This window comes from Marinobacter daqiaonensis (assembly GCF_900115285.1).
Taxonomy (GTDB): domain Bacteria; phylum Pseudomonadota; class Gammaproteobacteria; order Pseudomonadales; family Oleiphilaceae; genus Marinobacter; species Marinobacter daqiaonensis.
The window spans coordinates 469,308-489,248 of the sequence record NZ_FOYW01000001.1; the positions used below are offsets into that span (position 1 = coordinate 469,308).

18 protein-coding genes and 1 tRNA gene are annotated in these 19,941 nt (G+C 60.5%); 9 read left to right on the forward strand and 10 right to left on the reverse strand.

All coding sequences use genetic code 11. The features are described from left to right. Positions 1 to 14 precede the first annotated feature (14 nt). Together BM346_RS02155 and BM346_RS02160 are read left to right on the forward strand one after the other, a co-directional pair. Positions 15 to 1,310, forward strand: coding sequence for a DUF1552 domain-containing protein (locus tag BM346_RS02155; protein WP_092008655.1), 1,296 nt, complete (start codon positions 15 to 17; stop codon positions 1,308 to 1,310). 453 nt (positions 1,311 to 1,763) lie between these two features. Further along, positions 1,764 to 2,009: a TIGR02647 family protein gene (locus tag BM346_RS02160; protein ID WP_092008656.1), complete on the forward strand. Its 246-nt coding sequence runs from the start codon at positions 1,764 to 1,766 to the stop codon at positions 2,007 to 2,009. A gap of 15 nt (positions 2,010 to 2,024) precedes the next feature. On the opposite strand, the gene BM346_RS02165 is transcribed toward BM346_RS02160, so the two are convergent. The 7 genes from BM346_RS02165 to BM346_RS02195 form a co-directional block, all read right to left on the reverse strand. Then, entirely contained in the window at positions 2,025 to 2,423 is a 399-nt protein-coding gene (locus BM346_RS02165) for a hypothetical protein (RefSeq protein WP_139229888.1), read from the reverse strand. A gap of 110 nt (positions 2,424 to 2,533) precedes the next feature. Beyond that, a complete protein-coding gene (locus BM346_RS02170; protein WP_092013204.1) occupies positions 2,534 to 3,178 on the reverse strand; it encodes a rhomboid family intramembrane serine protease in 645 nt (214 codons plus the stop codon). A gap of 191 nt (positions 3,179 to 3,369) precedes the next feature. Then, the gene (polX, locus tag BM346_RS02175; protein WP_092008658.1) at positions 3,370 to 5,085 is read right to left on the reverse strand and encodes a DNA polymerase/3'-5' exonuclease PolX; all 1,716 of its coding nucleotides are present in this window, start codon (positions 5,083 to 5,085) and stop codon (positions 3,370 to 3,372) included. A gap of 162 nt (positions 5,086 to 5,247) precedes the next feature. Next, entirely contained in the window at positions 5,248 to 5,760 is a 513-nt protein-coding gene (locus BM346_RS02180; RefSeq protein ID WP_092008659.1) for a CAP domain-containing protein, read from the reverse strand. 77 nt (positions 5,761 to 5,837) lie between these two features. Next, positions 5,838 to 7,229 (reverse strand): PRC-barrel domain-containing protein, encoded by a 1,392-nt coding sequence (locus BM346_RS02185; protein ID WP_092008660.1) that lies wholly within the window; start codon positions 7,227 to 7,229, stop codon positions 5,838 to 5,840. A 460-nt stretch (positions 7,230 to 7,689) separates the two neighbouring features. Beyond that, positions 7,690 to 7,776 (reverse strand) — tRNA-Leu (locus BM346_RS02190). Between the two features lie 80 nt (positions 7,777 to 7,856). Further along, positions 7,857 to 8,486 (reverse strand): class I SAM-dependent methyltransferase, encoded by a 630-nt coding sequence (locus BM346_RS02195; RefSeq protein WP_092008661.1) that lies wholly within the window; start codon positions 8,484 to 8,486, stop codon positions 7,857 to 7,859. A gap of 177 nt (positions 8,487 to 8,663) precedes the next feature. On the opposite strand from BM346_RS02195, the gene BM346_RS02200 reads away from it, so the two are divergent. The 7 genes from BM346_RS02200 to BM346_RS02230 all read left to right on the forward strand — a co-directional run bounded on the left by BM346_RS02200 (position 8,664) and on the right by BM346_RS02230 (position 16,735). Continuing rightward, complete coding sequence (locus tag BM346_RS02200; protein WP_092008662.1) at positions 8,664 to 10,076, forward strand: cytochrome ubiquinol oxidase subunit I; 1,413 nt, start codon at positions 8,664 to 8,666, stop codon at positions 10,074 to 10,076. 1 nt (position 10,077) lies between these two features. Further along, on the forward strand, positions 10,078 to 11,079 hold the full coding sequence (gene cydB, locus BM346_RS02205) for a cytochrome d ubiquinol oxidase subunit II (RefSeq protein ID WP_092008663.1): 1,002 nt from the start codon (positions 10,078 to 10,080) through the stop codon (positions 11,077 to 11,079). Next, positions 11,063 to 12,745, forward strand: coding sequence for a thiol reductant ABC exporter subunit CydD (gene cydD / locus BM346_RS02210; protein WP_092008664.1), 1,683 nt, complete (start codon positions 11,063 to 11,065; stop codon positions 12,743 to 12,745). Before cydB ends, cydD begins: the two co-directional genes overlap by 17 nt. Further along, positions 12,712 to 14,397: a thiol reductant ABC exporter subunit CydC gene (gene cydC, locus BM346_RS02215; protein ID WP_092008665.1), complete on the forward strand. Its 1,686-nt coding sequence runs from the start codon at positions 12,712 to 12,714 to the stop codon at positions 14,395 to 14,397. Before cydD ends, cydC begins: the two co-directional genes overlap by 34 nt. Positions 14,398 to 14,495: 98 nt before the next feature. Continuing rightward, on the forward strand, positions 14,496 to 15,983 hold the full coding sequence (locus BM346_RS02220) for a DUF1538 domain-containing protein (protein ID WP_092013207.1): 1,488 nt from the start codon (positions 14,496 to 14,498) through the stop codon (positions 15,981 to 15,983). After that, complete coding sequence (locus BM346_RS02225) at positions 15,980 to 16,333, forward strand: transcriptional regulator (RefSeq protein WP_092008666.1); 354 nt, start codon at positions 15,980 to 15,982, stop codon at positions 16,331 to 16,333. Before BM346_RS02220 ends, BM346_RS02225 begins: the two co-directional genes overlap by 4 nt. A 12-nt stretch (positions 16,334 to 16,345) precedes the next feature. Further along, positions 16,346 to 16,735 (forward strand): CBS domain-containing protein, encoded by a 390-nt coding sequence (locus BM346_RS02230; RefSeq protein WP_092008667.1) that lies wholly within the window; start codon positions 16,346 to 16,348, stop codon positions 16,733 to 16,735. 51 nt (positions 16,736 to 16,786) lie between these two features. Here BM346_RS02230 and BM346_RS02235 read toward each other — a convergent pair whose 3' ends face one another. The 3 genes from BM346_RS02235 to BM346_RS02245 all read right to left on the reverse strand — a co-directional run bounded on the left by BM346_RS02235 (position 16,787) and on the right by BM346_RS02245 (position 19,920). After that, a complete protein-coding gene (locus BM346_RS02235) occupies positions 16,787 to 18,046 on the reverse strand; it encodes a saccharopine dehydrogenase family protein (RefSeq protein ID WP_092008668.1) in 1,260 nt (419 codons plus the stop codon). Positions 18,047 to 18,228: 182 nt separating this feature from the next. Further along, entirely contained in the window at positions 18,229 to 19,170 is a 942-nt protein-coding gene (locus BM346_RS02240; protein ID WP_092008669.1) for an electron transfer flavoprotein subunit alpha/FixB family protein, read from the reverse strand. After that, on the reverse strand, positions 19,171 to 19,920 hold the full coding sequence (locus BM346_RS02245; protein WP_092008670.1) for an electron transfer flavoprotein subunit beta/FixA family protein: 750 nt from the start codon (positions 19,918 to 19,920) through the stop codon (positions 19,171 to 19,173). Between the last annotated feature and the right edge of the window lie 21 nt (positions 19,921 to 19,941).

Here is a 19,941-nt window from a genome sequence, read left to right on the forward strand (position 1 = left end):
CAAGGAGTTTTCCAATGAAATCCAATCGACGTCAGTTTCTGAAAACCCTCGGTGGCACCGCCCTTGCGGCGCCACTGGCCACCATGCCCTGGGCCCGGGTGGCCATGGCTCAGCAATCGGGAGCGCCCAGGCGCGCGGTTTTCGTCTTCATTCCGGACGGCTGTATCCCCGAGCGTTTTCATCCCAGCGGGAGCGAGTTCGAGTTTCAGCTGAACGACATGACAAGCCCGCTGGAATCCATCAGGCAGCACTGCGTGTTCACCAGCGGTCTGAACATGTATGAAGGCGGCCATACCCACGAGGGGGGTGTGGCAAAAGTGCTGACCGGTAACAACACCGAATCACTGGATTATTTCCTGGCCCAGCGCATCGGCCAGAGCACGCCCTTCCGTGGAATCAACCTGGGGGTGCACGCCACATTCCAGAATGGTGAGGGGAACGCACCGAGCTTTTCCACGGGTAACGTCCCCATAACCCCCAACGACAACCCGATCAACGCCTTCGATAACATTTTCGGAGGCCAGGACCCGGGTAATGTGCCGGTAAGCGACCGTCGCAAGCGCAGCATCCTCGACCAGATGATTTCTGAAATCCGGGCCCTCAACAGCAAGGTGGGTGCGAACGAACGGGAAAAGCTGGAATTCCACACCGACAGCATCCGGGAAGTGGAAAAGCGGATACTGAGTAACGGCGCCGAAGCGGGCATGTGCAACACCTCGGGCTACAATTCAGCCGGGTTTACCGTGCCCGAGGGCTGGCACGGTTATCCGCCGAAAATCCACCTGGACGAGCATTACGAAACCATCGGCCGCCTGCAGATGGATCTGATCACCGAGTCCTTCGCCTGTGACATGACCCGCGTAGCGACTCTGATGTGGTCCCACCCGGTCAGTCCGCTGCGAGTCGAGGGCATTGACCAGGGGCACCATGACACCTCCCACTTCGGCCAGGCCGACGGGGGCATCGCGGACAAGTTCGTACGGTACAAGCAGTACCACATGCGACAGTTCCGGTACCTGGTGGAGAATCTCGCCAGCCGTACCGATACCGATGGTAACAGTCTGCTTCACAACTCGGTCATCTTCCTGTGCTCGGAGCTCGGCCACAGTGATGCCCACGATCATCGCAACATGCCCTTTGTCCTGGCGGGCAACGCCGGCGGAGCGCTCCAGACCGGCCGTTACCTGAACTTCGGCGGCGACGCCCATACCAAACTGCTGGTATCCGTCGCCAACATGATGGGTGTGGACATTGACCGCTTCGGCTACACCGGCCACGGCACGGGCGGACTTCCGGGTCTGCTAGCCTAGTGTCTCGGCGGGTTAATTCGCTGACCTACTGAGCCCCTGAAAGCCTTGAGAGCAAGGCGCGGTGTCGAAGGTTTGGTGGTTCCAAATCGAGGCGCCGCAACACAGCTCTCAAGGCTTTCAGGGGCTCCCGGAGGGCTTGCCGCTGGCGACTCTGGACCTGTGTTGTCAGCCCTTGATGTGGAACCACCACACCTGCGGACTGACGCCTTGGCCAGAGTCGCCAGCGGCAAGCAATAGGTCAGCGAATTAACCGGCCGGGACACTAGCCTGGTCAGTAACGAAAAACAAGAATCCGGTCTGAGAAGATGCTTGCCCTGGCCTTGCCGGGGCTTTTTTTTGCCGAACCTCTGGACAAGGGCGGGCCACTCGCCAACACTCTGAAACAGTGAACAAAACCTGTAAGAGCAGGAACAGTCACAGACGACCTGCCAACAACACAATGAGGAAATGCCAATGCCGTTTTCCGCCGATCACATCGCCGAACTCAATCTGCTCACCCTGTTCGATGCCCCCTCCTCCCAGGAAGGCATCAAGGTCCATGAACATTCCGCCGCTCCGGAAATGGTCGCGGCTGCAGAACGTCTTCATGCCAAGGGTCTGATATCCCAGAGGGACGGTGGTTACCTGACCAACCTCGGTAGCGAGGCCGCCGAGCACGCCCAGCGGATTCTCTACGTGCTCACCAGTGACCAGAACTAGTGTCCCGGGGAAACACTACCGCTCAGGTAGCCTTACCTCTTTGACGCCACCTCCGTAGCCGTGCTTCTGGTCACGGCCTTCGACCACCACTGTATCGACATCTTCAGGTATCTCAACGCCTCCGAGACGGCGGGTAAAGGGCTGTTCGTCGGCATGGTGGTGCAGCAGCTGGCGCACTCCCAGCTGGGTGCCGTCCGCCGTCCTGATCCGGAAGGCGTCCGCATAGCGCTGGGGCGAATCATAGGGTGACGACAGGGTCACGGAAAACAGGTAGCTGCCACTGGCTTCGGGTTCGACCTCCACGCCGATCACATCGGGATATTTCTGCGCCGTTTCTTCGCCGTGGGCGGTCACCACGGCGAGGGCACAAGCGAACAGCAGCGGAGATAGCGTAACAAACGAACGAATCGTCATGGCGATATCCTTCCTGGAACAGGCTTTGATGGGCCCGAGGAGCTGGCAGGCCCCAGCCGCACCCGTCCAGTGAACATGGACCTCGTGCCCCTGATTGTCCAGCAGTAGCACTAGCCCCGCACTTTAGGTCGTACCGTGAGCATGAAGATCAGCCCGAAGACCATGCCCGCCAGGTGCGCGAAATTGGCCACGCCCTGCTGGGTACCGCTGACGCCCGCTACCAGTTCGATCACCCCGATGAGCACGACAAAGTATTTGGCCTTCATGGGAATCGGGGGAAATATCAGCATGACCATCTGGTTCGGAAAGGTCATCCCGAAAGCCAGCAGAATGGCAAAAACGCCGCCAGAAGCCCCTACTGTGGGCGCCGCCGGCATCACACCGCTGGACATCAGCAGAACCTGGACCGCTCCGGCGCCGATAATGCACAGGAAATAGAAACAGGCGAAGGTGAGCGAACCCCAGGCACGCTCCATGGCACTGCCAAACATCCAGAGCACGAACATGTTGATGAACAGGTGAAACAGGCCTCCGTGCATGAACGCGTAGGTGACCAGTTGCCAGATCTGAAACTCGCCGGCGGAAGCACCCGGGGGCAGATTGATGGCCACCTCGCCGCCCATGGGCCATAGCGCGAGGCTCTGGAGGCCGGCATAGGGCCCCGCCAGCAGCGCAACGAAAGCAATCGTATTGACGATCAGCAGGCCGGTAACGACGGGAATGGGCCCACGGCTGATCACTTCGTTCTCGTTCATTCGTTCGCTTTTTTCCTCGGCGTTCATAGCACTCCCCGGGTTGTGGAACTGGCACTCAGTTAACTATAGACGTGTGGCCCCACTCCCGGGACTACAACCCCGGCTGCCGGATCCACTGCCTGTCTGTTTTGAGAAACACCGGATACCAAGGCGGTTGTATCATCGAAAATGCCGCCGCCGAGGAGCTGCGATCAGCGCGCCAGCATTTTCTGCAGCTGTTTCAGGGTTCGGGTATTGAGCAGATGCTTCTTTTCCATCCAGCCCCGGCGGGCCTGGGCCACTCCCAGGTGCATGAAATTCAGGTGGTCCACCGCATGGGCGTCTGTGGAAACGACGCCCGGCACGCCGGCGTCCCGCAGCATGCCTGCGTAACGGCCAGACAGGTCCAGCCGACTGGGCTGGGCATTCAGCTCCAGGCAACAGCCCCGTTCGGCGGCCGCTTCAACAATTGCCTCCAGATCGATCCGGTAGGCTTCGCGCCTGTTGATCAGGCGACCGGTGGGATGGCCAAGGATGTTGCATCGTGGGTTATCCATGGCCCGCAGCACCCGCTCCGTCTGCTTCTTCCGGGACAGGTCGAATTTGGAGTGAACCGAGCAGACCGTTAGATCGAGCTCATCCAGTACGTCATCAGGCAGATCCAGCCTGCCATCCTCCAGGATGTCCACTTCGATCCCCTTGAGTACACGAATTCCGTCCAGCCCGTCGTTGAGTTCATCGATCTCTTCCATCTGTTGCCGCAGTCGCCTGGCGTCCAGGCCTTTGGCCATGGCCAGACGTTTCGAATGGTCGGTGATGGCGATGTACTCATAACCAAGGCGTTTCGCCTCCTCCGCCATTTCCCGGAGATCATTTCGGCCATCGGTGGCGCTGGTGTGAAGGTGCAGGTCGCCCCTTATGTCCTTCTCCTGCACCAGATCCGGTAGCCGGTCTCCCTGAGCGGCTTCGATTTCACCCCGGTTTTCCCGGAGTTCGGGAGGAATCCAGGGCAGTCCCACCTGCTCGAACACCTCCTCCTCGGTCTCCCCGGCGATGCGCTTACGGCCACGGTAGACGCCGTATTCGTTCACCTTCAGCTTGCGTTCGACAGCCATCTTCCGGATCGCGACGTTATGGGCCTTGGAGCCGGTAAAATAATGCAGCGCTGCGCCAAAACTGGCGGTTTTAACAACCCGCAGATCCACCTGCAGGCCGGATTTGAGATGAACGGTAGCGCGGGTTTTGCCCTGGGACGCCACCTCCGCCACTTCCGGATGACTGGTGAACCGCTCCATGACAGGCCCGCTGTCGTCGCAGGCCACCAGGATGTCCAGGTCTCCCACCGTGTCCCTGCGCCGGCGGTAACTTCCGGCCACCTCGATCCGACTGACTTCGTCCAGCTCATCCAGGTACCGCACAAGGGGGCCAGCCACCTGCTCGGCCTCCCCCAGCAGGATACGCTGATCTTCCCGCTCACTGAGCCTGGCCACCTCATCCGCTATCTTTCGTTCCGTCTTGGGGCCGAAACCGGAGAGCTCCCGGATCCTGCCCTCTTCCGCCGCTTTCTCCAGCTCCTCCAGTGACCCGATTCCCAGTGCATCGTAAATGGCGCGGGTCCGCTTCGGCCCCAACTGGTCCAGACGCATCAGTTCAGTAAGCTGTTCGGGCACTTCCCCCTGTAACTCCTGCAACTGTGGCAGATTGCCGGTTTTCACGAGCTCCTCTATCTTTCCCGCAAGATCATCGCCAATACCCCTTATGGCCGTCAGGTCCTCGCCGTCGGCCACCATGGATTCGATGGGCCGGGAGGAGCCCTCCACAATGCTGGCGGCGTTGCGGTAGGCCCGCACCCGGAATTCATTGGCGTCCTGGATCTCCAACAAGTCGGCCAGTTCATGAAACCTGCGGGCGATCTCTGCGTTGTGCATGGATGGCCTCCCAATACCAGCTTTTCTCTCAATGGTGGTACATCGTATCTGTACGGCAGAATTACAGTCAGTCTAACAGCCAGCGCGGAGTCGGCCAGCCGCACTGGTCCCGGTGGGGATCGCTGTAACCGTTCTCAGGGGGGGCATGCCGGGAGTGGATTCTCAGCGCGGTCGTGCAAAAACCTGGGTCCAGAAGGGAGAATATTGTGAGCCCGGCGCCTCGACCCTCGCTGCGCCCATCTCGGTGAATTTGGGACTCATGATGTTGGCGCAGTGGCCCGGGCTCGAGAGCCACCCATCCACCACGTCATCGACAGAGTTCTGGCCTGCGGCGATGTTCTCGCCCACCGCCGACCAGCGGTAACCCCTGTCGTTTACCCGCTCCCCGATCCGGACACCGTCAGGGCCGGTATGACTGAAGAATTCCAGTTCCGCCATCTCCGTGGAATGGGCCAGGGCGGCATCCTCGAGCTTGCAGTTCCAGGACAGTGGCTGTGCGGCATCAAAGCTTTCGTCACCGCATTGCCGGGCCTCGCCGCGGGCCTCATTGACTCGCTCCAGCAAGGCCTGCTCGGTTGCATCCAACCCACAGTCATCGGCCGCGGAACGATCGGCAAGCCCGGGCAGGAACACCAGGGCCAGGATCAGTAAGGAGTGGGATGCTGAAACAGTCATGGCGGTACCGGATACGCTACAAAAAAACCCGGCCGGCACAGAAAAAGCGCCGGCCGGGTGCCTCTTGTCAGCTTAGTTTACTGACCGGGGTTTTGCTTGAGCTCACCCACGTTCCGGTAATTTTCGGAGGATACCTTGTTGTAGTTTCGCTCCTGGTAATCAGCTGAGTCCTCCAGTTCGTCTTTTGTCCTGGAGGTGTCCCACACCAGACGGTCGTCTTGCAGGTGCAGTTCATCCAGAGGCGCCATCACTTTCTCGGCACCCATGCCAAGAATACCACCGATGGAGAGCACCACCCCTGCTTTCCCCTGATCCCGGGACACCACCACGTGGTCGACATCACCAAGATCCTCGCCATTGGCGTTTACGATCTCCCGGCCTCTCAGCTCATCGATGCTCAGGTTGTCCAGGGTCTGCTGCCGGGCCTGCCGCTCTTCACTGGACATGCCCGCTGCGGGAGCATCCATTTCGTCCAGATTCTCCGCCGCCACTTCCTGGCCCCGTTCCTGTTGCTCACTCCGGGCCTGGTCGCGTTCTTCCCCCTGCACGTTTACACCGGCCTGCCCTGCAGTCTCGATGGTAACCTCAGGCTCTGCCTGGGTGATCTCCACCTGGGGCTCGGACTCCTCAATCTGGACCTGGGTCTCCCCCTCTGCCTGCTGTGTGGTTACATCGGCCTGCTGTTGGGTGTCGGTCATGCTCACGTCGGGCTTATCCCGCTGCAAAACCACTTCCGGTTGCTGCCCTTCCACCTCAACCTCGGGCTTCTCTCTCCTCACAGTGACCTCAGGCTCCTGCTGCTCGATCTGAACATCGGGCTGGCCCTGATCAACATTGACGTTGGGGTCCTGCTGGGTCACCTCGACCTCCGGCTTGGGCATGGTGATGGTTACCTCGGGCTTGGGTTGCCGCACGGTCACCTGTGGCGCCTGGGGTTTCACTGAAACGTCCGTCTCTGCCTGCTGCACCTGCACATCAGGAGACTTCTGTGTCACCTCCACTTGCGACTGACCGGGATCGACCTGGACGTCGGCTGACTCAAGCTCGACCTCCCGCCGCTGCTGACCGGTCTGGCGTTCCTGCTCCGACTGCGCCCTGGCGGTCTGTCCGGTCTGACTTCCGGTCAGTCCCGCCTCCGTCACGAAGCGCTGGTACTCCTGGGGTTGCAGTGCGTCGTCGTCGTTCCGGTCAAACTCACTCATGAGTTTGTCCTGGTCCCACTTGTCCTTGGCATCCGCGTTCTCGAGCCTGGGCTCTATTTCGTCCCATTCCAGTTTCTGGTCGTTGTTCTCATCCAGTTGCTTGAATTCCGCCCTGGCCGACTGTTCCATTTGCCGGTTCTTGTCCTGCCTGGCCTGATCAGTGGAGCCTGACTGGGCAGATACCGGCGATACCAGCAGCAAGGCGCTTACCCCGGCTGTGGCCAGTTGCAGACCAAGATCCCGCATCAACTTGTGTTCCTTGTTCATACCATTTCCCCTTAGCCGATTCGTCGGCTTCGCTTCTGTCCGCTCTCCGGTATAAACAGATACCTTCACGCCCGCATTTCAAAGAAGAGCGTCAATCAGACGTTGCACGGGCCGGTAATACTCAAACTGGTGTGGAGCATCTTTCTTGCCAGGTCTCGTTATCCCGCTGTCCGGGGTCCTCTGCGGCCCTCCGGCAATGAAGAACCGGACTACCCCACGTAATAATTACTGGCGGGGCGGGAAATTTTTCCATATGTGGCGATTAACTTTGACAACTATTCCGAGTGTCGTTCGTCACGATTTGAAAAAGGCAGGGCAGGCTTCAAAGGCACCGCGAACAGTTCAGTTGGCAACGTACCCGGTCTGGATCTCAGCAACTGATTGGGAACAGGGTTGGGTCAACCTGAAAGCAGGATGATAGATACCTTGAGGAAAACAGCTTAACTAACTGAAAATATTTTGGTGCCCGGGGCCGGACTCGAACCGGCACGACCTAACGGTCAGGGGATTTTAAGTCCCCAGTGTCTACCAATTTCACCACCCGGGCATTGCAGGAAGGTGCTGGAGGGTCAGGATTGTATAAGGCCCGGGCGGCCAACGCAATTATGGTCGGTGCGACCTGTCGGGTTAGCTCTGCGCTGCCACGATCGCCCTGCCCTGGTAGATGTAACCGGCGAAGCCGGGGGCCTTTGGAAGGTAGAAGGTCTCCAGTTCCACCACCTCGAAACCCGTCTCTCGGAGCATGTCCGCGATGGGCCGGTTCAGGTGGCAGCCGCCGGCCACATGTTTCCAGACGGGGGTGATCCGGTTCTGCCATTTGCGAACTGCCTGCTGGTCGGCTTCGCCGTGTTCGAGGAACAGGAGCTGACCGTCGCTCCGGAGGACGCGCCTCATCTGGCCCAGGGCCTTTCGCCAGTCCGGTATGGTACACAGGGTGAACGTGGTCAGGACGGTATCCACCGAATTGTCGGCCAGGGGAATCTCCTCGCCCGGCAGGTTCAGCCACTCCACATCAAGTGGTGAGTTTTCTATCTGTGGCTGTGCCTTACGGCGCATTCCTTCCGACGGTTCGAGCCCGTAGAGTCGTTCCACCTTCTCCGGATCGTAGAACGGCAGATTGACCGCGGAGCCCATGCCGATCTCCAGCACGACGCCCTCAGCCCTCGGCACAATCCGCTTCCGCAGCTTCATCAGCTGGCCGACGGAACAGGCGCAGTCCGTCAGATGGGGGAGAATCTTTTCTTCATAGAAGTTCATGTTGTAAACCAGTCTTGAGATACATCAACAACTGCGACATTTCGCCCTATCCGATCTGAGCTATGGTTACGGTAGCATGCTGTTATCTGCCGGTGAGAAAAACAACCGCATAAATTGCAGGCAGTCTGCCAAGGTCGGTGTTGTTTCCTGTGATAATGGTGGTTACCGGAGGTTCCAATGGAGCTTGATCCCCTCTTGCTATCGCGAATTCAGTTCGCGTTCGTGGTGTCTTTCCACGCGATTTTCCCGGTCTTCACGATTGGCCTGGCTTCCTATATCGCTGTTCTGGAGGGCATTGGCTTCAAGACCGGCAACCCGATGTGGACCCGCCTTTCGACATTCTGGACCAAGGTTTTTGCCGTGGTGTTCGGCATGGGTGTGGTATCGGGCATCGTGATGTCCTTCCAGTTCGGCACCAACTGGTCCAACTTCTCTCAGGCAACCGCCAATTTCATGGGGCCAATGCTGAGTTATGAGGTAATCACCGCGTTTTTTCTGGAGGCTGCCTTTCTAGGGGTTTTGCTCTTTGGCCGGGACAAGGTGCCCAAAGGCGTCCACCTGTTTGCGGCTATTATGGTTGCCCTCGGAACACTCATCTCAACATTCTGGATTCTGTCAGCCAATAGCTGGATGCACACTCCGGCGGGCGTGGAACTCCGTGACGGCACTTTTCAGGTGGTGTCCTGGACTGAAGCCATTTTCAACTCTTCCTTCCCCTATCGCTTCACCCACATGGTGTTGGCGTCGTTCCTGACAGGCGGCTTTGTGGTGGCCGGGGTCAGCGCCTGGTACCTGTTGCGGGGCCGAGAGGTGGAGGCCAATCGCAAGGCGCTTTCCATGTGCCTGTGGCTCCTGCTGATCATTGCACCCGCCCAGGCCGTGGTCGGTGATTTCCACGGACTCAATACCCTGGAACACCAGCCCATGAAAGTCGCGGCCATGGAGGGACTCTGGGAAACCGGCTCAGGAGTACCCTTGTTGCTGTTCGCCTGGCCGGATCAGGAAAACCAGACCAACCACTTTGAAGTGGGAATTCCCAAGCTGGCCAGCCTGATTCTGACCCATGACCTGGAAGGCGAGGTGCCGGGCCTTGATCAGGTCAGTGAGGATGAGCAGCCGCCGGTCGCCCTGATTTTCTGGAGTTTCCGGCTGATGGTGGGCCTCGGCCTGTTGATGATTGCCGTCGCCCTGGCGGGGCTGATCCTGCGCAAGGGTGGCCGCTATGCCACCAATCGCTGGTTCCTGCAGGGACTGAGGTTCATGTCGGTGACGCCATTTGTGGCGGTGTTGGCGGGATGGGTCGTCACCGAAACCGGTCGAGCGCCCTGGGTTGTCTACGGCATGATGAGCCAGGCTGAAGGGGTGACCCCATCTCTTACCGGAGGTATGGCGTTGTTTACGCTGATCGGGTATGTGGTGGTTTACCTGCTCGTTTTCTCCGCAGGTGTCTATTACCTCATGCGGGTGCTCCACGACGGTCTTGAGGCCAAGGACACCGAACACGAGTCCGATCACCCCAAACGTCCGTTCTCGGCGGCTCATGTGCCGTTCGAATACAACGAGGACGTTGTCCGCCAGGGAGGTTACTGATATGGAACTGTTCGATCTGACCATGATATGGGCGCTTATTATTGGCTTCAGCGTGATCATGTATGTGCTTATGGACGGCTTTGATCTTGGCGTGGGGATTCTGTTTCCCTTCGCGCCGGATGAGGAGTCCCGAGATGTGATGATGAACACAGTGGCCCCGGTGTGGGATGGCAATGAGACCTGGCTGGTGCTCGGAGGGGCCGGGCTACTGGCGGCTTTCCCCCTGGTCTACTCGATCCTGCTGCCGGCTCTGTATATTGGCGTGTTCCTGATGCTGGCCGGCCTGATCTTCCGGGGTATCGCCTTCGAATTCCGCTTCAAGGCCCGCACCTCACGCTATCTCTGGAACTGGGCGTTCGCCGGCGGCTCCACCGTGGCGGCCTTTGCCCAGGGCGTTGTGGCCGGAGCCTATATCCAGGGTTTCGAGACCAGCAGCCGCGTCTACACCGGCGGTGCGCTGGACTGGCTCACCCCTTTCACGGTACTGACCGGACTGGGACTGCTTGCCGGCTACAGCCTGCTGGGTTGCACCTGGCTGATCCTGAAGACCGAAGGGGAGCTGCAACAGTGGGCCCGTCGTCTGGCCCTGCCCCTGCTCGCGGCGGTTCTGGTGGTATTCGGCGTGATCAGTATCTGGACGCCCTTTGTGGACGAGTTTGTCCGCAACCGGTGGTTCGACCATCTCAGTGTTATCTGGGTATTCCCTGTTGTCGGCCTGCTGTTCGCCTTCATGGTATTCCGGAGCGTTCGTGTCGGTGATGAGGCGGTTCCGTTTCTTGCCACCATGGGGCTGTTTATCTGTGCCTACCTGGGCCTGATTATCAGCAAGTGGCCCTACGTGGTGCCACCGGATTACACTCTGTGGGATGCGGCATCCGCCTACAATTCCCAGCTGTTCCTGTTGCTCGGCCTGTTGTTCGTGATTCCGGTGGTGCTGGGATACACCGCCTGGACCTACTGGGTGTTCCGGGGCAAGGTCCGCGCCGGTGAGGGCTATCATTAACACTTCCACCAATAGCGCGGCCGGCTGGCTGAGGGAGTACCAGAGCGTCGCCAACCGGCAGATCCGCGGTTCAGTGGTGGCCGGCACCCTGGCCGGAGCTGCTGCCATTGTCCAGCTGGGCATGATGGCCGCCCTGGCCCATCAGGCCCTTGTCGTGGAGGCACCGGTATCGGACTGGCTGCCATGGCTGGCGGGCATCATCGTGGCCCTGCTGGCCCGGGGTGCCGCCCTAGCGGTCCAGGGCCGGCTGTCCGCCATGGCCAGCCGGCACATCCGGGCGTTGCTGCGGCGTAACCTGTTGCAGGCGGTCCGCGCCCGGGGGCCGGTTGCCCTTGCCGATACCTCGTCGGGCACCCTCGCCTCGGAGTGGCTCGAGCAGGTGGACGCCCTCCATGGTTACTACGCCCATTTCCTGCCCCAGACCATCCTGTGCGTTTCGGTGCCGCTGATGATCCTGGCGGTCACCTTCTGGCTGGATTGGCTGGCGGCCCTGTTTCTGCTGCTCTCCGCTCCCCTGATCCCGTTGTTCATGGCCCTGGTGGGCATGGGCGCGGAAAGACTGAACCAGCAGCACATGCGCTCCCTGGGGCGCCTCTCCGGCCTGTTCCTGGACCGGATAAGGGGGCTGACCACCCTCCAGCTGTACCAGCGAACCGGCGCCGCTACCGCGGACATCCATTGGGCCACGGACCACTACCGCCGCATCAACCTCAAAACCCTGCGGGTGGCCTTCCTGTCCTCGGCGGTACTGGAATTCTTCGCGTCCGTGGCAATCGCGGTGATCGCGATCTACGTCGGATTCGGGCTGCTGGGTTATATCGATTACGGGCCGTCGGACCAGCTTACCCTGTTCAGCGGTCTGTTCGTGCTCCTGCTGGCGCCGGAGTTTTTCCAGCCATTGCGCCAGCTGGCCCAGCACTACCATGACCGGGCCACGGCCCTTGGAGCTGCCAGCCAGCTGGCGGCCCGTCTCGGTAGCGCGCCACCGAAGGAGGCATCCGCCGCCGCACCTGACCAGTCCCGTGGGGACCGTCCCGCGGTTCAGGTGGATGGCCTGACGGTGATCTACCCGGGTGACCGCCGGGCCCTGGACTCAGTTAGCTTTGCCGTCGAGGCCGGAGAGTTTGTGGCTATCCGCGGTCCCTCCGGCAGCGGTAAGTCCACCCTGCTCCAGGCTCTGGCCGGATTCCTGCCGTCCGCCTCAGGCACGGCGACAGTCCTCGGGCAGGAGCCCGGTGCCCTTCCCCTTGGCTGGCTGGGCCAGACGCCCTACCTGCGCCAGGATTCCTGGGCCGGCAACCTCAGGCTCGCCGCTCCGGATGCCTCGGACGCGGAACTGATGGACGCCCTGGAACAGGTCGGGCTCGCTCACGTTGTCCGTGGCAGGCCTGAAGGGCTGAATGCGCCAATCTCAGAGGAAGGCGTCGGGCTTTCGGGGGGGCAGGCCAGGCGACTCGCCCTGGCGCGGATCTTTCTGGCCCGCTATCCGCTGATACTGATGGACGAGCCCACCGCCGGGCTTGACCGCGCCAGTGAGGACCTCGTGATAGCAGCCATCCGGGCATTACGGCGGGATGGTTCGACCCTGGTGGTGGTCAGTCACCATCCAGCGGTAATGGAAGCGGCAGACCGATGCCTGAACATGGAACGGGGGCGGCTGTGCTGATCGGCCCCCTTATTCCCTGGCTCAGGATGCTGCAGCGGCGCCGGGGACGCCTGATGGTAGGCGGGCTGTTGCTGTTTGTCACCATTCTTGCCGGCACCGGCCTGCTGGCACTCTCCGGCTGGTTCATTACCGCCACTGCCCTGACGGGACTGCTGATGGCAGCGGGAGTCCAGGCCTCACTGGAGATCTACGCGCCCGGGGGCGGTATCCGTTTTCTTGCAGTCGCGCGCACGGTCGCCCGTTATCTGGAGCGACTCTACAACCATGACACGGTACTCAGGCTGGTGGCGGACATCCGGGTTGAGCTGTTCCGCGGTCTTGCCCTTCAGCCCCTTAATTTGCGCCGGGCGCATCGTGCTGCGGACCGGGTGAACAGGCTTACCCGGGACGTGGACGCCCTGGATAATCTTTTCCTCCGGCTGGCAGCGCCCCCGGCCCTGGCATTCGGTTCGTTGCTGCTGGCGGCCATCCTGTTTCTGGTCGTGGCCCCCGTGATGATATGGGCGCTGGTCCCACTTTGTGTGCTGCCCCTGGTGCTGATCTGGCTTGCCCACCGCACCCTGACACCGACCCGGGAGGCCGGCCGTCACGAAGAGGAGCTTCGGGCCCGCCTGATCAATGCCCTGGAAGCGCAGCCGGAGCTCCAGGCCGCGCAGCTCTGGCATAAGGAAGCCGCGGACCTGCTCGACCGCAGCGACCGGGTCGACCAGAGCCGCGAGCAAGCCACCGTCACATCGGCGACGGCCAGCGGACTGACCCTGGTTACCATACAGCTTGCAACCGCCCTGGCCCTGATCCTCGGCCTGGCACTCTGGCGGGAAGGAACCATCAGTGGACCGGTAGCCATAATGCTTACCCTGGGTATCCTGGGCCTTGGCGAAGCTTTTCTGCCACTGCCGGCGGCCTTCAGCCAGCTCGGCGCCACCCTGGGCGCAGCCGACCGCCTGAACGGGCAGACGGGTGCCGGCAAGGCATCAGGGGAGAACGGAGGCGAAGCCCCGTCCTCCGACACCGTCAGTCTTGAAGCGCTGTCGCTCCGGCGTTACGGGGAATGGGTGGTGCCACCGCTGACCGCAACACTGGAGCCGGGCGAGCGCCTGGCCATTCTGGGAAGCTCCGGCTCGGGAAAATCCACGCTGCTGGATGTGATCGCCGGGCTAGAGCCAGGCCATAGCGGGCGTCTGATGATCGGGGACCAGCCTGTCGATACTGCCCGTCATCTTCCCTGGGGCAACAGCCTGAGCTACCTGAGACAACAGACCCATCTTTTCAGCGACACGCTGCGGGCTAACCTGTTGCTCGCCCGCCCCGATGGCAGCGACGAGGAACTCGACGCTGTCCTCCACGCGGTCGCCCTGGACGAGCTGGTGTCGTCGCTGCCAGCGGGTCTCGATACCTGGGTCGGCGATCAGGGCCAGCGCCTGTCAGGGGGCGAGCGGCGGCGTCTGGCCCTGGCCCGGGCGCTGCTGCATCGCGGCTGGCTGGTATTGCTGGACGAACCCTTCACCGGCGTGGATCAGGCAACGACGGCTCTGATTTCGCGACGCATGGAGCCATGGCTCCGGGGCCGGACCTGCATCATGGCCGCCCATGGCCAAGAGGCCCTGCCCGGGGTGAAACGCTGGCTGGATCTTGACAAAAAAGATTGCTGAAATGAGTCTTATCAAGAATCATTATCCCAGCCGGGTTAACATTCCGGCGGATGGTCTCCGTCCTGTCACAGCTCAGCCTTGGTCCACAGGTATCGCCCGTGTCTGTCCTGAAATCGTTTATCCAGGCCTTCATGCATGCCCTGAAGAACCTGTTTCCCATTATTCTCGTGGTGGTAGTCTTCCAGGGACTGGTACTGCGGCAGATCCCGGACAATACCCTCGCCATGGCTCTGGGTCTGCTGGTGGTGGCGTTGGGAGTAGCCCTGTTCCTGCAGGGCCTGGAGCTGAGCATCTTTCCCGTTGGCAAGAGCCTGGCCAATCAGTTTTCTCGCCGGGGTTCGGTACCCATACTGCTGGCCTTCGGCTTTGCCATTGGCTTCTCCGCTGTTATTGCGGAGCCGGCGCTGATTGCCGTGGCCCAACAGGCCCAGGAAATCAGTGCGGGGCGAATCGACGCCTTCAGGCTACGGCTGCTTATCGCCGTCTCCGTGGGACTGGTGACGGCCCTGGGGGTGTTTCGGACCATTTTTGGCTTCCCGCTGCACTGGTTCATGATCGTCGGCTACATTACCGTGGTCATCATAACCTGGTTCGCCCCTGCGGAAATTGTCGGCCTTGCCTACGATTCTGGTGGCGTTACCACCAATATTGTCACTGTCCCCCTGATTGCCGCCCTGGGTATTGGTCTTGCCGGTTCGATCCGAGGCCGCAATCCACTGATTGACGGTTTCGGCCTGGTGGCCCTGGCGGTGATGGTTCCCATGATCAGCGTCCAGCTATACGGGATAATGGTGTTCGGCGACGACAACCCCGTCACCGCCCCTCTGACGACAGCCCCAGTCATTGCACCGGAGCCCATCGGGTTCTTCAAGGTACTTCTGGAGCTGGGCAGCATGATCCGGGATGTGCTGCCGATCATCGTCACTATCCTGTTTTTCCAGTATCTCGTTCTGCGCAAGGGGCTGCCCAATCCGCCCAGGACCCTGCTTGGTTTTACCCTGGTAATACTGGGTCTGTACGCCTTCGTGATCGGTCTGAAACTCGGCCTGTTCCCCATTGGCACCGCCATGGCGGAGCAGCTCATCGGCCTGGACGGGTTTCTGTTTGTCTACCTTTTCGCCTTCGCCATCGGTTTTGCAACGACCATGGCGGAGCCTGCCCTGATCGCCATCGGCCGACAAGCCGAGGAAGCGGCAGCCGGGCAGCTCAATGGCAATGTGATCCGGGTGCTGGTGGCTCTCGGGGTCGCCGTGGGCATCACGATCGGTGTGCACCGGATCATCACGGGGGGATCCATGCACTATTTTATTATCTCCGGGTATGCCCTGGTGATCCTGCTGACGTTTCTGGCACCCCGGTTTATCGTTGCCCTGGCTTACGATCTGGGCGGTGTAACGACCTCTGAAGTGACCGTCCCACTGGTTACGGCGCTGGGCATCGGTCTTGCGAGCAACATCGAGGGTCGCAATGTGCTGATGGACGGGTTCGGACTGATTGCGTTCGCGTCCATCTTCCCCATCGTGACGGTTATGTCCTACGCCATTGCTGTTCAGTGGCTCATTACACGACGTGAGGTAGAATCATGAAATTCTCCGTATTGGCCGCCATCGTTCCCGATGATCTCGAACAGGAGTGCATCGACGCCGCCAGGGATCTGGGCGCTGGAGGTATCACCATAATGCCGGGCCGTGGCATCAGCAACACCACGCGCAAGACGTTCTTTGGCCTTGCCTACGATGGCAGCCAGAGCGTATTGCTGATGGTGCTTGAAAAAGGACTGTCCCTGGAGATTTTGAAGGCGGTTCACAAGATCATCATGCCGGAGGGGCGGGATTCGAAAGGAATCGTCTTCACACTACCCCTTGAGCACCTTGCCGGCATCGACTTCAGCCAGGTAGAAAAGTTCGAGCAACACCTGAAACATTCCATGGAATAAGAGGGACTTCCGATGATCCTGGTCAAAGATGTGATGGTTCGTGATGTTATCAAGGTGTCGCCGTTCGCGCCGATCCGTGAAGCCATCGGGCTGATGAAAGAACATCGCGTAAAATCTCTGGTGGTGGAGCAAACCCATGAACACGATGCCTGGGGCCTGATCACCTACACCGATATCCTGAAAACGGTTATCGCCGAAGACGGCGACATCGACCTGATCAACGTTTACGACATATGCGCGAAACCAGTCATCAGCGTGGGCGAAAGCCTGGCGATACGTCACGTCGCGAGCCTGATGACTGCCCATAGAGTGAAGCGCTTGCTGGTACTGGATGATAATCGGCTGCAGGGTTTCGTCACCATGGACGACATCATGGGTGCCCTTTTCGAAACCCTCGACTGACCGCTCCGGTAAAACCAGCGCGGCCACGTGATAGCCGCGCTTTACAGGCGGTCAGCGGCCCATTAGCACTTCAAACTTCATGGCGGCGTGCTGCTCCAGGCGTTTCAGCAGGTGCCCGTCCAGCAGGCTGGCGGGGGTCCAGAAACCGCCCCCGTGGTCTTCGCCGATATCAAAGGCCAGGCATTCCGCCGCCTGGGCAAGAATCCGGCTGGTGGAGCCATAACCGGGATCGCCCTGACCCGTCACCTTGGTGGTGATGGTCTGTCCACCTTCGGTCTTGCCGATGAAACGGAGATCGTAGAAACCTTTCGCCTGGGCTTCCTTGTCGGGACCCTCTCCCGGGCTAGGAACCACAAACTTCTCCAGTACCCAGCGGGTCGGCTTGATGGCCGTCGCCAGAGTAAAGCCGCCCAGGGCCCCCACCATGGCCAGGGCCCGTGCCCGTCCCTTGAGGCCACGGCCGGTCATCATGGCTTCGTCATACTGGAACTCGGTGCTGTAAGGCGCGTCCTGAAGGGCGTTTGAACGATGCACCACCCGGGTATTGATGGCGGCCATCACGAAGGGGGCCACCCAGACCTCAAAGTCGCTGTCGTACTCGGCGGCCTTGACGTTGGGCTGGCGCTGTACCGACCGGTGGTCCGGCGGACAGATGGAGAACGGGTCCGCCAGTTCCTTGCGCAGTGCCTTGTTGGAGGATGCTTCCCGGATTACGTTCATCAGGCTGGCGACCGTCCCGCCAGACAGCCCGCCCCGGGCGGCCTTCACCCGCATTTTCACCTGATGGCAGGGTGTCCCGAAACGGTCGATGGCCTCCTGCTGGAGATGCCATACGCCCAGGTCCGACGGTACCGAGTCAAAACCACAGCAGTGAACGATCCGCGCCCCTGTGGCCTTTGCCCGCTCCTCGTACAGCTGCACCATCCGGCGAATCCACTGAACCTCGCCGGTGAGGTCACAGTAGTCGGTACCAGACTCCACACAGGCACGCACCAGAGGTTCGCCGTGGAGAGCGTAAGGGCCAACGGTTGAGATCACTACCCGGGTCTGCTCGCACAGGGCCCGCAGGGAATCGTCATCCTCCGCATCGGCAATGATCATGGGCAGGTCGGTCCCCGCGGGGCCGAGTTCGTCCCTGAGGGCATCCAGCCTGGCCTTGGAACGACCGGCGATGGCCCAGCGAACCGGTTTACCGTCGTTGCCGGACGCTTTCGTGCCATCGAACCCGTGGCGCTCGGCCAGCCGCTGGGTCACGATGCGGCCGACAAAGCTGGTGGCACCGAAAAGCACAATATCAAAGCCGGAATCCATGTCGTTCTCCTTACCTGTGTCGAGTGTTCCTGCCCCGGTTGCATCCACAAGGAGCCGGGGGTACCAAGAGTAAAAGCATCAGAAGGATAGCAGAGGCGGCGACAACAACCACCCTTCCGGAGCTGGAAAGCCACAAAAAAGGGGCGCCCGAAGGCGCCCCTTTTTTATTCTGAATCAGGCTCTTACAGGACCTTCTTCAGTTCCTCTTCAAGCTGGGGAATCGCTTCGAAAAGGTCAGCAACCAGACCGTAGTCTGCAACCTGGAAGATCGGCGCTTCCTCATCCTTGTTGATGGCAACGATCACCTTGGAGTCGCCCATACCTGCCAGGTGCTGGATGGCACCGGAAATGCCCACCGCGATGTACAGCTGCGGTGCGACGATCTTACCGGTCTGACCAACCTGCATGTCGTTGGGTACAAAGCCCGCGTCAACCGCGGCCCGGGAGGCACCGACGCCAGCGCCCAGAAGGTCGGCAACCTTCTCGAGCATCTTGAAGTTCTCGCCGTTCTGCATACCGCGACCACCGGAGATAACGATGTCAGCGGTTGCCAGGTCCGGACGGTCGGACTCGGCCAGCTGCTCGCTCACGAAGGAGGACAGGCCGGCGTCCTTGACGATGTCCAGGTTCTCAACGCTGGCGGAACCGCCTTCGCCGGAAACCGGATCAAAGCCGGTTGAACGGACAGTGATCAGCTTGGTGCTGTCGGACGACTTGACCGTGGCAATGGCGTTACCGGCGTAGATCGGACGCACGAAGGTGTCGGAATCGACAACGGCCATGATGTCGGAAATCTGGGCAACGTCCAGCAGAGCGGCTACGCGCGGCATGAAGTCCTTACCGACAGTACCGGCGCTGGCCAGGATGTGGCTATAGCCCTTGCCCGCTTCCGCCACCAGGTCCGCCAGGTTCTCACCCAGGAAGTGACCATAGGCCGCGTTGTCGGCAACCAGAACCTTGTTCACGCCTTCGGCCTTGGCGGCCTGCTCGGCAACCGCACCACAGTTCTCGCCGGCAACCAGAACGTCGACATCGCCACCAATGGCCTTGGCAGCCGCCAGGACACTCAGGGTAGCCTGCTTCAGGCTGCTGTTATCGTGTTCAGCAAATACCAGGATGCTCATTTAGATCACCTTCGCTTCGTTCTTCAGTTTGTCGACAAGCTGGGCCACGTCTTCGACCATGATGCCACCCTTGCGTGCCGCAGGCGCCTCAACCTTCACGGTCTCCAGGCGGGGAGCGATGTCCACGCCCAGGTCAGCGGGAGTCGTGGCGTCCAGGGGCTTCTTCTTGGCCTTCATGATGTTCGGCAGCGAAGCGTAACGCGGCTCGTTCAGGCGCAGGTCAGTGGTAATGACCGCAGGGAGGTTCAGGGAGACAGTCATCAGACCGCCGTCCACCTCACGGGTGACATTGACCTTCTCGCCTTCAACAACAACTTCGGAAGCGAACGTGCCCTGACCCATGCCAGCCAGCGCTGCCAGCATCTGGCCAGTCTGGTTGTTGTCAGAATCAATGGACTGTTTGCCGAGGATCACCATTTTCGGCTCTTCCTTGTCAACGACAGCCTTGAGCAGCTTCGCGGCTGCGAGGGACTGGACTTCTTCGTCCGTCTCGATGTGGATACCGCGATCAGCACCCAGAGCCAGGGCTGTGCGGATTTGCTCCTGAGCAGCCTTCGGGCCGATGGATACCACAACAATCTCGCTGGCGACGCCCTTTTCCTTCAGACGAACCGCTTCTTCGACCGCGATTTCACAGAAGGGGTTCATCGCCATCTTGACGTTGGCAAGATCAACACCGGAATTGTCCGGCTTGACGCGCACCTTCACGTTGTAGTCGATAACTCGTTTTACAGCGACCAGAACCTTCATAGATTCCTCGTTCTTCTACGA